Origin of the sequence: Runella salmonicolor (genome assembly GCF_024158025.1) — a bacterium.
Classification (GTDB): Bacteria; Bacteroidota; Bacteroidia; order Cytophagales; family Spirosomataceae; genus Runella; species Runella salmonicolor.
This window is the reverse complement of the sequence record NZ_JAMZEL010000010.1, coordinates 53846-66867: the sequence shown is the minus strand read 5'-3', so window position 1 is coordinate 66867 and position 13022 is coordinate 53846. Positions and strand designations below refer to the sequence as shown.

Sequence of the window (13022 nt, the reverse complement as noted above, 5' to 3'; positions counted from 1 at the left end):
CAGTTTTTAGTAGTTGAGCAAAAGTTTGGGGTTTTTAGCCAAAAAGGTGCGGGGGTGGTTGCTCACAACCCCACGGCAGGCAGTCAGACGGTCTATTTCAAATACCCTAATAATGTAGACTCACGCACTTGGTTGGGCCATGGTTTCTTTTCCTGAAAGCGTATGACTTTCAGGAAGTGGAGTTTTTTAAAAAAATGTGATTAGCCTTTTACGTAAGCTAGTTTTTCTGCCACCTTTCCATTTCGAACTTTGAAAATATCCACTCCTCTCAAATGCCAAGGCTTTCCATCTTTCGTTTTGCGATAAATCCACCTGACCACACAACGGTCATCGTGGGCGAATGTCTCCTCCGCTTCAAAAAAAGCGTCTGGGTTATTGGCAAAAAACTTTCCCCAATACGCCCTCACGGCCTCAGCCCCGACCAATCGGGTACCATCTGGTTGCGGATTGGTATTCTCAAAAATACAGTCTTCTGTCATCGCATTCATTACGGCATCAACATCGTGACGATTAAACGCGGCATTGAACCTTTCCACTGCGGCAAGTGTAAGGTTTGTCGTATTATTTCCTGTTTCAGTGCTCATCCCTTTTTGTGTGTCCTTTTTGCTAAAACTGGTTTTACATGAAGTAAAGAGGAAGGATGCCAAGATAAGAAGTGTCAAAATTTGATTCATTTTATGGATAGTTAAAATGTTAAAGAACTTAACAATCACCACTGATTTATGGCTAAATATCCTGAAAAGAGCATCTATACAAAGCTAAAAAAAACAAAAATATTTTCCAAATGTAAAATTGGGTTAACTGTTTGATAATCAAGTAAATTTTATTGTTTATTTGGTTCTATGAAATCTAACTTGAAACGATGGCTATCAACTAGTTATCCCCACTGGAACGTATCGACTCGGAATATAGCGGAAAAGCATACGACGAAAATGGCGTTGATGGGTCTTAAGTTATGCTATTTTGTTGTTATACTTGCTAGTTGATTATCCTTGTCTATCCTTCCATTTTTATACTTAAAAACTATGCCTTCTTTATTTACGCGTATTGTTAATGGTGAGATACCCTGCCATAAAATTGCCGAAACCGAAGACTTTTTGGCATTTCTTGATGTTTTTCCCTGCGCTCCGGGCCATACTCTCGTGATTCCAAAACAAGAAATAGATTACATTTTTGATTTGGAAGATAGTCTGTATGAAGGTTTAATGAAATTTTCGAAGCAAGTTGCCGCTGCCGTTGAGCAAGCTGTTCCTTGCAAGCGCATTGGCGTGGCCGTTATAGGATTAGAAGTGCCTCATGCCCACGTCCACCTGATTCCGCTCAATAGCATGGCAGATATGAACTTCAATAATAAGCTCAAAATGAGTCAGGATGAGTTGGCGGAGATTGCTGCGAAAATACGGGAGAAGTTGTAGGGGATGGATGCTGGGGGAGTTTTTTGCAAAACGCCAATGGGTTTTGATGGTTGGACAGGTTATTTGTCTGAACGAACATACTTACCACTGTTACCCCCCGTCTCACTGACCAATATCTCTGCGGCTTATTTCGGATTGAATGCCTTTCAGGTTTTTTGAATAACTGGAACCAATAATCAAAGCAAAAATTAGCAAACCCACCGTGAGGAAAAAACCTCCTTTGTGCGTAGCGGACCAAATAGCGATACCAACTGCAAAGCCGACAAATAAAGCAGTTGGTATTTTTTGCGATTTTATTTTTTTCTCTTCTGACACTAATTCTTCAAGTGTCATTTTAGAATAGTCTTTATTACCGAGCAATTTTCCCATTTTGTTGTTAATGTCAATGTGTCTACGTTCCAACTTGTCATTAGACGCAATATTACTATGTTGTTTTGGGCTGATAATCATTTGGTTGCCCTATGGCATCATTGCATCACAGCGATTAAGATTTAAGTTTACAAGTATCCTTAAATCTTTCGTTCTCTGCAAGAAAAATCAGGTTATTTTACAAAGCAGTCTATTTTTTGAGAGCAGTGTCAGATTCTGATGTAGCAGAAAAAAATACGTTTTAAGTCCTCTCATTTACAATCTGCGTACACAAAAGTTCGGCTGTTTGTTGCTACGCCCGAACCATCTGAAAATCGGGTAAAGGATTGTTCCGTTAACGGAAAGCCGTTTTCATTGTAAGTATACGTATACGTAGTCTCACTGAAGGATTTTCCTGCCACATAGTCAATGCGTTTGCCCGCATTGCCGCTTGCACCTGTTGTAAAAAGTGGAAATTTGATGTAGTCGGCATAGTAGTTCAGTACGCTGAATGACCAGCCTTTAAAGGAATCGTAAACGGATTTTCGGTTGTCGTAGCCGCTCAATTCAATACGGTAGAGCTCTTGGCCAGTTTGGGTATTTGTTGTGACTGTTTCCGTAATATTTCCTTTGGCGTCTCGTTTAATCGTCGTTTGTTTCCCCATCGAATCCGTCACTTTGGTGATTCGTTGGTTGGCGTCTGTTTCAAAAGACAGGGTATAATTAACGTAAGCGGGTTCGATGGTCTTGTCTACCGTGAGGCGGGTTAATGCCCCGTTGGGAGCGTATTCCAAGGTTTCTTCGACCGCCCCGTCGACTACTTTCACCAATCGACTGTTTTCGTAGGTATATCGAGCCGTACTTACGGGTTTCAACAGCCCGTCGGCGGTGTTTTTGATGGATACATTCACTCCCTCTGGCAACCCCGATGCGCCGTATATGTATTCCAGTTTATAGGTATTGTTTACGCCAGTTTCACTACTGATATTGCAAACTGGGGTCGGTACGGGGATGGGAGCAGGCGCTTGATTTTTGCCGCAGGCGAAAACCGTAAATAGCGATAATAGGATAAGTCTCTTCATTGAGCGAATAATTGGCGATGCTGCTAGGCAGTGTAGTTGGATGAATAACATAAGTAACAACGCTGCCGAGGAGGGTTTTCGTTTTCAGGAAAAAAAATATACACAAACGTTCAGTCAGTGTACCTTGGTGTAAAACGTAAAACCGAGCCATCAAACTATTCAGAAACAGTTATATTTTTAGAATAGAGAACTCCACGCGTCGGTTTTGTTTGCGACTTTCTTCACTGGTATTGGGGGCTACGGGGCGGGTGGGGCCGTAGCCTTTGGTTTGGATGCGTGCGGCGTTGATATTTTTAGTGGTCAAGTACCGTTTTACCTCTTCCACCCTGTCTTTAGACAATTGGACGTTGGCTTCAAAATCACCCACGTTGTCGGTATGGCCTTCGAGCAAAATTTCCATGCTGCTGTTTTCGGTCATCATTTGCGCAATACGGTCTAGTTCGGGCAAGGATGAAGGAAGAAGGTCAAACTTGCTTTGGGCAAAACGTATGGTATTGAGGGTTATTTTTTGTCCAATTTCGATGGGGGTCAAAACGATTTCACGACGGATTTCGCGGTATTGTTTTTCTTTGGTCAAATCAACAATCGTCCCTGCCGCTTGGTAGCCTTTCCGTTGCGCCGTGAGGCCGTACTGTTTCTGGGTATCCAATACAATTTTAAAATCACCCACCGCAGGGTCATAGTCAATGCGCTGAGGTGGTTGTTTTTGGTCCAAATCCTCCACAATCACTTCGGCGGCCACGGCCTGCTTGGTCTTTTGGTCAATCACGCCGCCTTGAAGCATAACCGTGGGGATAGGCCGCACAGATTCGGGAAGTTTTATCCGAAAAATATCAAATTCACCCAGCGAGTTTTCGGAAGAACAGAAGTAAGCATAGGCTCCCGAGGCAGGAATGGTAAAATGCGCTTCGTAATCAGAAGTATTGAAAGCAGGCCCCAAATTTTCAGGCTCCGACCATTGGGTCCAACTATCGTCGAGCCGGCGGCTTACGTAAATGTCCATCTCTCCGTAGCCACTGCGGCCGTTGGAGGTAAAGTATAAACTCTTATTATCGGTGGCCAAAAAGGGCGTAAATTCGTCATCGGCGGTATTAATGCTAGCGCCCATATTGGTAGGGGCTGACCACGTCCCGTTGGTTTGCAGAAAAGAAACGTAGAGGTCGGCACCGCCTTTGGTATTGGCATCTTGCAAAGACAAGACCATCACTTTTCCGTTTGGACTGATATAAAATCCCGAAAAGGGATGCTCATTTACATAACTCTGAAGGCGTACTTCCTGCGGAAAAGTCCACCCGTTTCGGTTTTTACGGCTGACCGATACCCCCTTAGACAACGTACCGTCTGGGCGGTAAATATTCATCAGCAAAGCGGTGCGGTCGTCGGGAGAAATATAACAAATGGAGTTTTCGCGAATGTTGTTGACTGGAGTGCCCATGTTACGGGCTTTTTGCCATACCCCTTCTTTTTCCTCCGCAAACCATACATCATAATCTTCACTGTTTTTTAAGTTTTCGGGATGGTCGAAGCGGGTAAAATAAATGGTTTTGCCATCGGGAGAAATTACGGGAGCAACCTCATTTGCTTTAGAGTTGACATTGGCTCCGAGGTTTTCTTTTTTCAGTTCTTTTGGAACATTTTTTGCCAAATTAATGGATGCTTCAATGGGGGTTTCAGAGGCTGAAATAGCAACGGCATCAATTTCATTCCAATCTTTAACGCGCTTCGTATCGAGTACTATTTTCAGCGAAGCCACCTTATATTCGGTGAGTTTGGGAAGCCAAACCCGCAACATCCCCGCGTTGCGTTGGGTAGTTTCAGGTTTGCTGGTGTAGATATTGTATTCTTTGTTTTGGGAATCGTAGGCAAAAATGGTGGTGATGCATCCCGCTCCAAAATTCTCCGCAATGGCAATTTGCCGAATGGAAAGCGGTGTTTCAAAACCTACCTTTATCCATTCCACGCCATTGTCGGGCTGTTCGGGACGCCAGGCAGAGGCCCCTGTTTCGCCCTGAGGCAGTTTATTGGGCTTTCCCAAGACCTGAACGGCACGGTATTGTTGGCCATTACCAGCCGTATATTCAGAAGACACGCCGACTATTTTCGAAGCCCACTGCTCGTTTTGGGCGGATGCCCACAAGGCCATAATTATTAAGAAAAAACACTGAATCAGAATACGCATAGCAACACTTTTTGTTAAGTCTTGCATTATTCGTGCCAATCGACGACCTTATTTAGTTTAATTTTTACAGAGGCAAAGAAGGAAAAAAAAGGTAAAATGGCGGATTGGTATATTTTTGAGAGATTATAAAAGTTCAGCAGAAGGGTCCCAGTAAACGTTTTTGAAATCCCTGATTTTGTCATTTTCCACCCCGATTCCTTCCTGTTCCAAAAGCGCCTGCATGGCCGTTGGCGACCCAAAAAAGTGCTTGCCCGAAAGAACGCCATTGCGATTTACGACCCGGTGAGCGGGGACGTCGGGCATTGCGTGGCAGGCGTTCATGGCCCAACCTACCATTCGAGCACTCAACTTAGAGCCCAAAAACTTTGCAATACTGCCATACGACGTCACGCGTCCCACGGGTATCTGCCGAACTACGTCGTAGACATCACCAAAGAAGTTTTTAGATTCCAACGGTTTAATTGTCCGATTTTGAAGATGTAAGGTTACTGGTTCTCAATTTTATTGACCAATTCTTCGTACCACTCACTGCCGTACTTGGTGATGAGCGGGTCTTTCAGGAACTTATAAATCGGCACGCCCAACTCGCGTCCGTTGTGGCAGGCGGGGTTGCAAATATGCCAGCGGTCGTAGTTGAGCGCGTCGAAATGGTCATATTTCGTAATTCGAATAGGATAAAGATAACAAGAAATGGGCTTCCGAAAATTAATTTTTCCGTCCAAAAAAGCTTGTTCAATACCGCATTTAAGGATTCCTTTTTTGTCGTATATCGCGTAGGCGCATTCTTTCCCATTGACCGTGGTCGTGACGTAGTCGCCATCTAAATCTTGCTCATAAAACCCGTTTTTTTCAATGGCTTCAATGCCTTTTTTGTTCAAATAGGGCTTTACGTGGGGATAAACTTCTTCAAGTAGTGCCAATTCATCTTGCTCAAGGGGAGCGCCCAAATCACCTTCCACACAGCAAGCGCCTTTGCATTTAGATAATTCACAAACGAAAAAATGGTCAGCTATGTCGTCGCTGATAACGGTATTATCAATTACTATCATTGTTTTTTTATCTTCAGTTGTTGCCCGAGTTTTACTCCTGTATCAGGCAACCCGTTCCATTCTTTGATTTGATCTACTTTGACTCCGTATTTCTGAGAGATGCTAAACATTGTTTCGCCTTGGGCTACGGTATGATTCGTAAACTCTTCAGCTTTAGGTTGTTGAGTAAGGGTATCACCTACTGGGCGGATGGTTAGTTTTTGGCCACGCAGCAGCTTTGCATCTTGCGTGAGATTATTCCAGTATAAAATATCGTTGACGGTCACGTCATACATCTTTGAGATGCTGTAAAAAGTTTGCCCTGGTTCTACGACGTGTTTAATGACCTTTCCGCTTGCTGCTGGTGCTGAAGGTGGCGTCGTTTTTGGCTTGGGCGTTTCGGTTTTTGTCGTTACAATAGGTTCTTCTTTCACCGTTTCTTTAGGTGTAGTAGGAGACGTTGTATTCTTAACCACTGGTTGCTGTTTTGCGGTGGTTTGCGGTGCTGGTTGGGTAGGGGTGGTTTTGTTGGCAGGTTTGTTGGCCGAAGTTTGTCTTACTGGTTCATCGTCGTTGATAATCACTACCCGGTCGTCATCACTTGGGTTAAAAGAGGGGGCTCTTTTATTGGGCTTTGCTGGTTGTGCCGTGGTTGAGGTGCCCTGTTTAGGCAGATTGGCCGCATCCGTTACTTCTACTCCACCCAATGATGGCTCGTTGGCCGTAGACTTAGTAGGGGGCGGGGTATCGGCCATCTTGGGCGTGTACACTTTGCGCTCTGATGGATTTTGTGGTATTTTATTGGAAGCAGTCGGGGCTGCACTTTCCCGGGTATTTTCCTGCACGGCTGGACGTGGCTGCGATTTTCCACTGCCCGGAACCCACTCATCCTGCGGCATATCTACGACTTCAACTGGGGTGTTGCGAGGCCGTTTTTTGGTTAGCCAAAGCACTCGGCCCGTTTGAGGGCGCTGATTACGATTGTCGATGCGGTTGTTTTTGACAATGTATTTTAATCGAATGCCGTACACTTGCGAAACTTTCCAAAGCGACTCGCCTTCCCGAACGGTGTGGAAAGGAACAACGGCGCGTTTGCCTTTTTTGGCTAGATAATAAACGTCTCCCGGAACAATGGGGTCACGCTCCGACATTTCGTTGTACCGTAAAAAACTGCTGAAACTGATTTTTGCCTTTCGGGCCAACGATTCGATGTTATCATTGCCTCCCGCCATAATGCCCGGCAAGCCATTTATTTCGTACAACAATAAGTCGTTGCTATATCCTTCGGCGCGTACTAAGACTGGGAAACCAATGTCTTTTAGGGTAAAATTATCGCGTTGATTGGGTTTTTGAACCGCCGAAAGGCGAGCACGAGTAGTGGAAAGTTGCTCGCTGTTTGCGGGAACAATCAGTGTGTAATCTCGGTCAGTCGGAATTTCGTTGGCATTAAGCCAGCGGTTTTCGTTGCGCAATGTGGTTTCGTCGATGCTTAGCTCCGAGGCAATGTCGCGTAAGGTTCGGCCTTTGGCCTGAGTATATTCCAGCAATACCGTTTGAATAGGAGACTGATAACGGTCAATGGCGGATTCAACGGCGATTTTATGCGCAAAAAAACGCAAAATATAACGGTCTGATTTACCATCTAATGTAACTTCCTTGGCATACGACCACTCGCTGGGAATGTTTTTGCTGATTCCTCCCGCGCCCAAATAATAAGAGTACAACGAGGCAACCCAGTTGTTGAACTGTGTATTGCTTTTTTTGAGGTAACGCGCTGCTGCCCGGGTAGAAGCAGTAATGTTTTTGCGCTCATCAATCATATCGTCGACACGCAGACCGTAGTCAACGGCGGTTTCTTTTTTGAATTGCCAAAATCCAACGGCATTGGAGGCAGAAACGGCATCGGGCTGAAGGCCGCTTTCTTGTAAGGCCAAAAATTTGAAATCGGTGGGAATATTTTCGTCAATCAAAATCCCTTCAATGAGGGGAAAATACATCACGCAACGGTCGAGCTTGGACTCCCAATACTTGCGGTTGCCGAGGAGCGCTTTCACGTCTGATTGGATGATGGCACGGGCATCATCGTCAATCTTAACGTTCATTCCGGCGAAGCCTACGCTGGATGGAACCGTAGGAACGGCAGGTGCCTGCGCCAAGATGGCGGAGATGGAAAAGAAAGAAATGAAGGTGATGAGGGTCAAGGTACGTTTCATTGCTTTGGAATCGCTAAAAGTTAATGTTTCCACACGATCATTAGGCCGTCTCGAACTGGCAGCAGCACATTGCTCACCCGCGGGTCATTGTGGAGTTTCTGATTAAAGTCTAAAAGGGCCTGAGTATCCTTATCTATTCGCTTGTCCATCTGGACAATTTTTCCGCTCCAAAGGACATTGTCGGCGATGATGACTCCGCCCGGACGGACTTTGTCAAACACCAAATCGTAGTACAAACCGTAATTGAGTTTATCAGCATCGATGAAGACGAGGTCAAAGGTCTCGTTCAAGGTTGGTATAAGCGTGGCGGCATTGGCAATGCGGAAATCAATTTTTTTTCCGAGGGGCGATTGGTCAAAAAAAGACCGTACAAACGATTCGAGCTCTTCGTTGACATCAATGGTTGTTAAAATGCCATCATCGGCCAATCCCTCTGCCAAACACAAGGCAGAATACCCAGTATAGGTACCGATTTCCAAGATTCGACGCGGTCGAAGCATGGTCGAAAACAACGATAAAAGACGGCCCTGCAAATGTCCCGAAAGCATTCGAGATTGAAGTACTTTTGCGTGGGTTTCCCGGTTGAGTTGCGCCAGTAAGGGGCTTTCGGCTGACGTATGGGCCAGCGCGTATGCTTCTATGGCTGCAGGAATAAAATCCATTCAGTGAGTGTTATTTCAACAAATATAAACGAAAAAACGGCTAAAAATATATACTTAGGTCGTTTTTATCGCCTAAAATGCTACCTTACAGTTACTTATTTGGAATATATTTTATCTGTGATTCTTTCGTTAATCACTCACTTTCTGGAACAAAGGTCAGGGTGCTCCATTGACTCTCATCAAACATCTCCTGGGCAATATCTTGCAATTGCGGAGCCGTAACCGCCTCAATCTCGGCAAATATTTCCTGTAATGAATCGACTTTGCCTGTATCCAGAATGCTTTTGGCCATCATCAGCATAAAGCTTTGATTACTTTCTTCCGACATGGCTAGTTGGCCCATCAATTGCTCTTTCAAATTGCGCAATTGAATGGTCGAAAGCGGTTTTTCACGCAGAAGACGAAGTTCCCGATTTACGAGTTGCATGGCACGCTCTAGGTTGGTAGGCTCCGTACCGAAGAAAACACCCAGAAAACCCGTGTCCAAAAATGGCGCATAATTGGCCTCAATGGAATAAACCAAACCGTATTTCTCGCGTAAAGTCATGTTGAAGCGGGAGTTCATGCCTGGCCCACCGAGCAGGTTGACAAGCATAAAAAACGGCAGACGCTTCTCGTCCATCAGCGCGTAGGCTGGGCGACCCATGGCCACCTGCGCCTGCGTCATGCCACGGGGCGTTTGGATGACTTGGGGTACATAAATTTCGGGCGATGTACGTACTCGCTGTGTGGTGCAATGAGGCAAGTCGTAGAGATATTTCTCGGCCTGTTTTACGGCTTTCTTAAAGGGTAAATTGCTCACCAATGAAACCACAATGCGCTCAGTATCAAGATTGGCCGCAATAAAAGATTGCAAATCATTGCGCCCAAAAGAGCGTACCGTGTCCGACGTTCCAAGGATATTTTTACCCAGTTGGTGATTCTGAAAAACTACTTCATCAAATTCATCCTGAATGGCATCTTCGGGCGAATCATGGTACATGGCCATTTCTTCCAATATCACTCCCCGCTCTTTCTCGATTTGTTTTTCGGGAAAAATAGAATGAAACGAAATATCAGAAAGCAACTCAATCGCTTTGTCGCTGTGCGAGGCGAGCAGCGAGGCATGAAAGCAGATTTTCTCCTTGGTCGTGTAGGCATTCAGCTCCCCGCCAACGGTTTCGAGACGATTAATGATGTGGTATGATTTACGTTTTTGGGTGCCTTTGAAGGCCATGTGTTCCCAAAAATGCGCTAAACCTTGCTGATGCGGCAACTCATCGCGGCTACCGATGTCGAGCATGATGCCCCAGTGGGCAATCTGAGTATGAGGTACTTGTTTGTGTACGACACGGATGCCATTGGGCAGCGTGTGTAAGTTATATTCTTCCATTCGTAAGTTTTGTCACTATACAAAGATAACAGTTTTTGGTGGATAGAGGTTTCAGACGTCTATATTCCGACTATTTTTGCGTTCATAAAGGTCTATTTTAATCTGTCAATTTGTAATGATTTCTCCGCGTAAAGTATCGATGGAAGAGCTTAATCGCCTTTCGGCCGATGAATACCTGCTTGCTCCAAAACATTCCTTTGTCTTTGTGTTGGATGATATTCGTAGTTTAAACAATGTAGGCTCGGTGTTTCGAACCTCCGATGCCTTCCGGGCGGAGAAAATCTATCTTTGTGGATTGACAGGAACGCCTCCTCACCGCGATATTACTAAAACGGCCCTTGGGGCAGATGCTACGGTGCTGTGGGAACATGTGCTAGATGTGTTGGACTTAGTAGCACGATTGAAGGCAGAAGGCTACAAGGTGGTGGCGCTAGAACAAGCAGAAGGAAGTACAAAATTGCAGGATTTTACGCCCGAATTGAACCAAAAATATGCATTTGTGCTCGGTAATGAGGTTTTTGGGGTAAACGAAGAAGTGGTAAGCCAAGCCGATATTTGTTTGGAAATTCCCCAATTTGGCACCAAACACTCCCTCAACGTGTCGGTGAGTGCGGGAATCGTGGCGTGGGATTATGTCTCAAAAATGCTAAAATCTTAACATAAAAATAACCTGAAATTTTTGTTTTAACGGAAATTTAGTTATGTATTTGTAGATTTTTTACTTTACAATAAAACACAATCTCGAAATCCCCATGAAATCAGAAAAGAAAAAAGCCTCAAGCGAAATTGCCCAAAAAATTGCCGCCGTCGTTGTGGGGGAAACTGTTTCTAAAAAGATAGCCAAAGCGGTGAAGAAAGCAGCGGAAAAACTGGCAAAGAAATTAGATAAAATAAAGAAAAAGGAGGCGAAAGCAAAAGAAGAAGAGGCAAAAGATGCAGCAAAAAAAGTAAAAAAAGCCGCCGAAAAACTGGCAAAGGAGGCTGAAAAAGCTGCTAAAAAAGCAGACAAAGGCAAGAAATCAGATAAAGATAAAAAAGCCGATAAGGACAAGAAGTCTGATAAGGATAAGAAGGCCGATAAGGATAAAAAATCTGATAAGAATAAGAAAAGTGAAAAAAAGGATAAAGGTGACAAAAAAGATAAGTCATCAAAAAAAACGCACCATGAAGTAAAAGAGGTGGCGGCCCCCGAAGCGGTTGAAGCTCCGGTTGAAGTGAAACCAGCGCCTAAGCCAAAAGCACCCGTTAAAAAGACCGTAGCGGCTCCGGCCAAAAGAACTTACGTTCGTAAGCCAAAAGCTGAGTCGACCGATACGCCAACTCCTCCCGAGACCACGGGCGCTTAATTTACTCTTCCTTTTTTTGCCTCATGGTAGGCTTAAATATCGGTTTAGGCTTGGGTTTTACCCCGTCTGAATCGATATTTTTAGTTTCGGGGGTTTCTGATTCTGAAATGTGGGGCGCTACGCTCTCCTCCGCGGATGGAGCCGTAGGTTTTTTCGGAACAAAAACGGGCTTAGGTTTGAAGGGAGCAACGTCGTTTGCTGGTGCACTGTCTACGGTGGCCTGCGCCTGTGAACCCTCGATTACTGGTTTTTTGGGCTTAAAAACAGGTTTTGGCGTTGCCTCGGGCGCACCGCTGACTTCTTCTTTTGGTTCATTATTTGCAGCTTTTTCAATAGCCGGTTCCTGATTTTCTACGGTAGAAGTAACTGGTTTTTTGGGCGTAAAAACAGGTTTAGGTCTAGCAATAGGCTCACTGTTTTCGGTGGACGTCGCATTTTCAGCGGTAGCTGTAGAATCGTCAACAACAGGTTTTTTGGGTTTAAAAACGGGCTTTGGTTTCGGCGCTACTTCGCTGTTTTCGGCCGACGTTGTGCTTTCGATAACTGGTTTTTTGGGCGTAAAAACGGGTTTTGGTTTCGACGCTACTTCGCTGTTTTCAGCCGACGTTGTGCTTTCAGAAACGGGCTTTTTGGGCGCAAAAACGGGCTTCGGCTTGGGGGCTATTTCGCTGTTTTCAGCACTTTCCACCTCTGCCTGTGGACTTTCAGAAACGGGCTTTTTGGGCGCAAAAGCGGGTTTGGGTTTTGCAGTTGGGATAGCGATTGCTTCAGCGGGTTGGGGAGAGGCTTTTTGTTTTTTTAACTCTTCTTTTTCGAGCAAGAATTGTTCATAAAGGGATTTTTTCTCAGCGGCCAGTTCGGGAGTTAGATTTGAATAGTGATAGTTCATGTCCCGTACGTCAAATTCGCTGTAATCAAACGTTTTGGTCATGGTCAGGCACTCCGTAGGGCAAACCGTGGTGCAAAGTCCGCAGTAACAACACTTGGCCATGTCGATGTCAAATACCGCCGCATAAAGACGAATAGGAGAGCCATCAGAGGCTTTTCCTACTTCCTCAGTGGCCTTAATCGGCTCAATGTCAATGCAATCTACTGGGCAGACTTTGGCGCATTTGTCACAAACGATGCAGTCATCCATCTCGTTGTGGAGACGGTACCGGCCATTGTCGGGGATGGGCATGGTTTCAAAGGGATACTGAAGCGTCACCATTCCAGTTTGTTCCTGAAAATAGTCATTTTCACGGATACTGTGGTTTCCACGTCGCTTGCGCGCATCCCATAAGTGTCTGAGCGTGAGCTTCATCCCCGCAAGAGTGGTGCGGATGCCTTCGTTGATATGTTGGAAGTAGGCGTTCACTTTTATTTTGTTAGCCTTCA

The 13022-nt window shown here is 45.1% G+C and carries 13 protein-coding genes; 3 read left to right on the top strand and 10 right to left on the bottom strand.

The genetic code is table 11. The annotated features are described in order from the left end of the window. Positions 1 to 200 precede the first annotated feature (200 nt). Entirely contained in the window at positions 201 to 584 is a 384-nt protein-coding gene (locus NCI00_RS20990) for a nuclear transport factor 2 family protein (RefSeq protein WP_253530882.1), read from the bottom strand. Between the two features lie 441 nt (positions 585 to 1025). Here NCI00_RS20990 and NCI00_RS20985 point away from each other — a divergent pair, with 441 nt between their 5' ends. Further along, complete coding sequence (locus NCI00_RS20985; protein ID WP_253530881.1) at positions 1026 to 1415, top strand: HIT family protein; 390 nt, start codon at positions 1026 to 1028, stop codon at positions 1413 to 1415. A 102-nt stretch (positions 1416 to 1517) separates the two neighbouring features. Here the strand turns inward: NCI00_RS20985 and NCI00_RS20980 are convergent, their stop codons facing one another. From NCI00_RS20980 to NCI00_RS20945, 8 genes are all read right to left on the bottom strand, one after another. After that, the gene (locus NCI00_RS20980; protein WP_253530880.1) at positions 1518 to 1865 is read right to left on the bottom strand and encodes a hypothetical protein; all 348 of its coding nucleotides are present in this window, start codon (positions 1863 to 1865) and stop codon (positions 1518 to 1520) included. Between the two features lie 170 nt (positions 1866 to 2035). Further along, positions 2036 to 2845, bottom strand: a complete 810-nt coding sequence (locus NCI00_RS20975) for a hypothetical protein (RefSeq protein WP_253530879.1) — start codon at positions 2843 to 2845, stop codon at positions 2036 to 2038. Between the two features lie 169 nt (positions 2846 to 3014). Further along, complete coding sequence (locus tag NCI00_RS20970) at positions 3015 to 5024, bottom strand: OmpA family protein (RefSeq protein ID WP_253530877.1); 2010 nt, start codon at positions 5022 to 5024, stop codon at positions 3015 to 3017. 123 nt (positions 5025 to 5147) lie between these two features. Beyond that, a complete protein-coding gene (locus NCI00_RS20965) occupies positions 5148 to 5477 on the bottom strand; it encodes an MGMT family protein (RefSeq protein ID WP_253530875.1) in 330 nt (109 codons plus the stop codon). A gap of 32 nt (positions 5478 to 5509) precedes the next feature. Beyond that, on the bottom strand, positions 5510 to 6073 hold the full coding sequence (locus NCI00_RS20960; RefSeq protein ID WP_253530874.1) for a DUF3109 family protein: 564 nt from the start codon (positions 6071 to 6073) through the stop codon (positions 5510 to 5512). Then, positions 6070 to 8265, bottom strand: coding sequence for a LysM peptidoglycan-binding domain-containing protein (locus NCI00_RS20955; protein ID WP_253530872.1), 2196 nt, complete (start codon positions 8263 to 8265; stop codon positions 6070 to 6072). Before NCI00_RS20955 ends, NCI00_RS20960 begins: the two co-directional genes overlap by 4 nt. Before the next feature lie 20 nt (positions 8266 to 8285). Beyond that, positions 8286 to 8927, bottom strand: a complete 642-nt coding sequence (locus NCI00_RS20950) for an O-methyltransferase (protein ID WP_253530871.1) — start codon at positions 8925 to 8927, stop codon at positions 8286 to 8288. A 133-nt stretch (positions 8928 to 9060) separates the two neighbouring features. Continuing rightward, the gene (locus tag NCI00_RS20945) at positions 9061 to 10299 is read right to left on the bottom strand and encodes a M16 family metallopeptidase (protein ID WP_253530870.1); all 1239 of its coding nucleotides are present in this window, start codon (positions 10297 to 10299) and stop codon (positions 9061 to 9063) included. A gap of 115 nt (positions 10300 to 10414) precedes the next feature. Between NCI00_RS20945 and NCI00_RS20940 the strand changes: the two genes are divergently transcribed. After that, complete coding sequence (locus tag NCI00_RS20940; RefSeq protein ID WP_253530869.1) at positions 10415 to 10957, top strand: RNA methyltransferase; 543 nt, start codon at positions 10415 to 10417, stop codon at positions 10955 to 10957. A 94-nt stretch (positions 10958 to 11051) separates the two neighbouring features. Beyond that, positions 11052 to 11645 (top strand): hypothetical protein, encoded by a 594-nt coding sequence (locus NCI00_RS20935; protein ID WP_253530868.1) that lies wholly within the window; start codon positions 11052 to 11054, stop codon positions 11643 to 11645. Position 11646: 1 nt separating this feature from the next. Here the strand turns inward: NCI00_RS20935 and NCI00_RS20930 are convergent, their stop codons facing one another. Further along, on the bottom strand, positions 11647 to 13002 hold the full coding sequence (locus NCI00_RS20930; protein ID WP_253530867.1) for a 4Fe-4S binding protein: 1356 nt from the start codon (positions 13000 to 13002) through the stop codon (positions 11647 to 11649). Positions 13003 to 13022 lie beyond the last annotated feature (20 nt).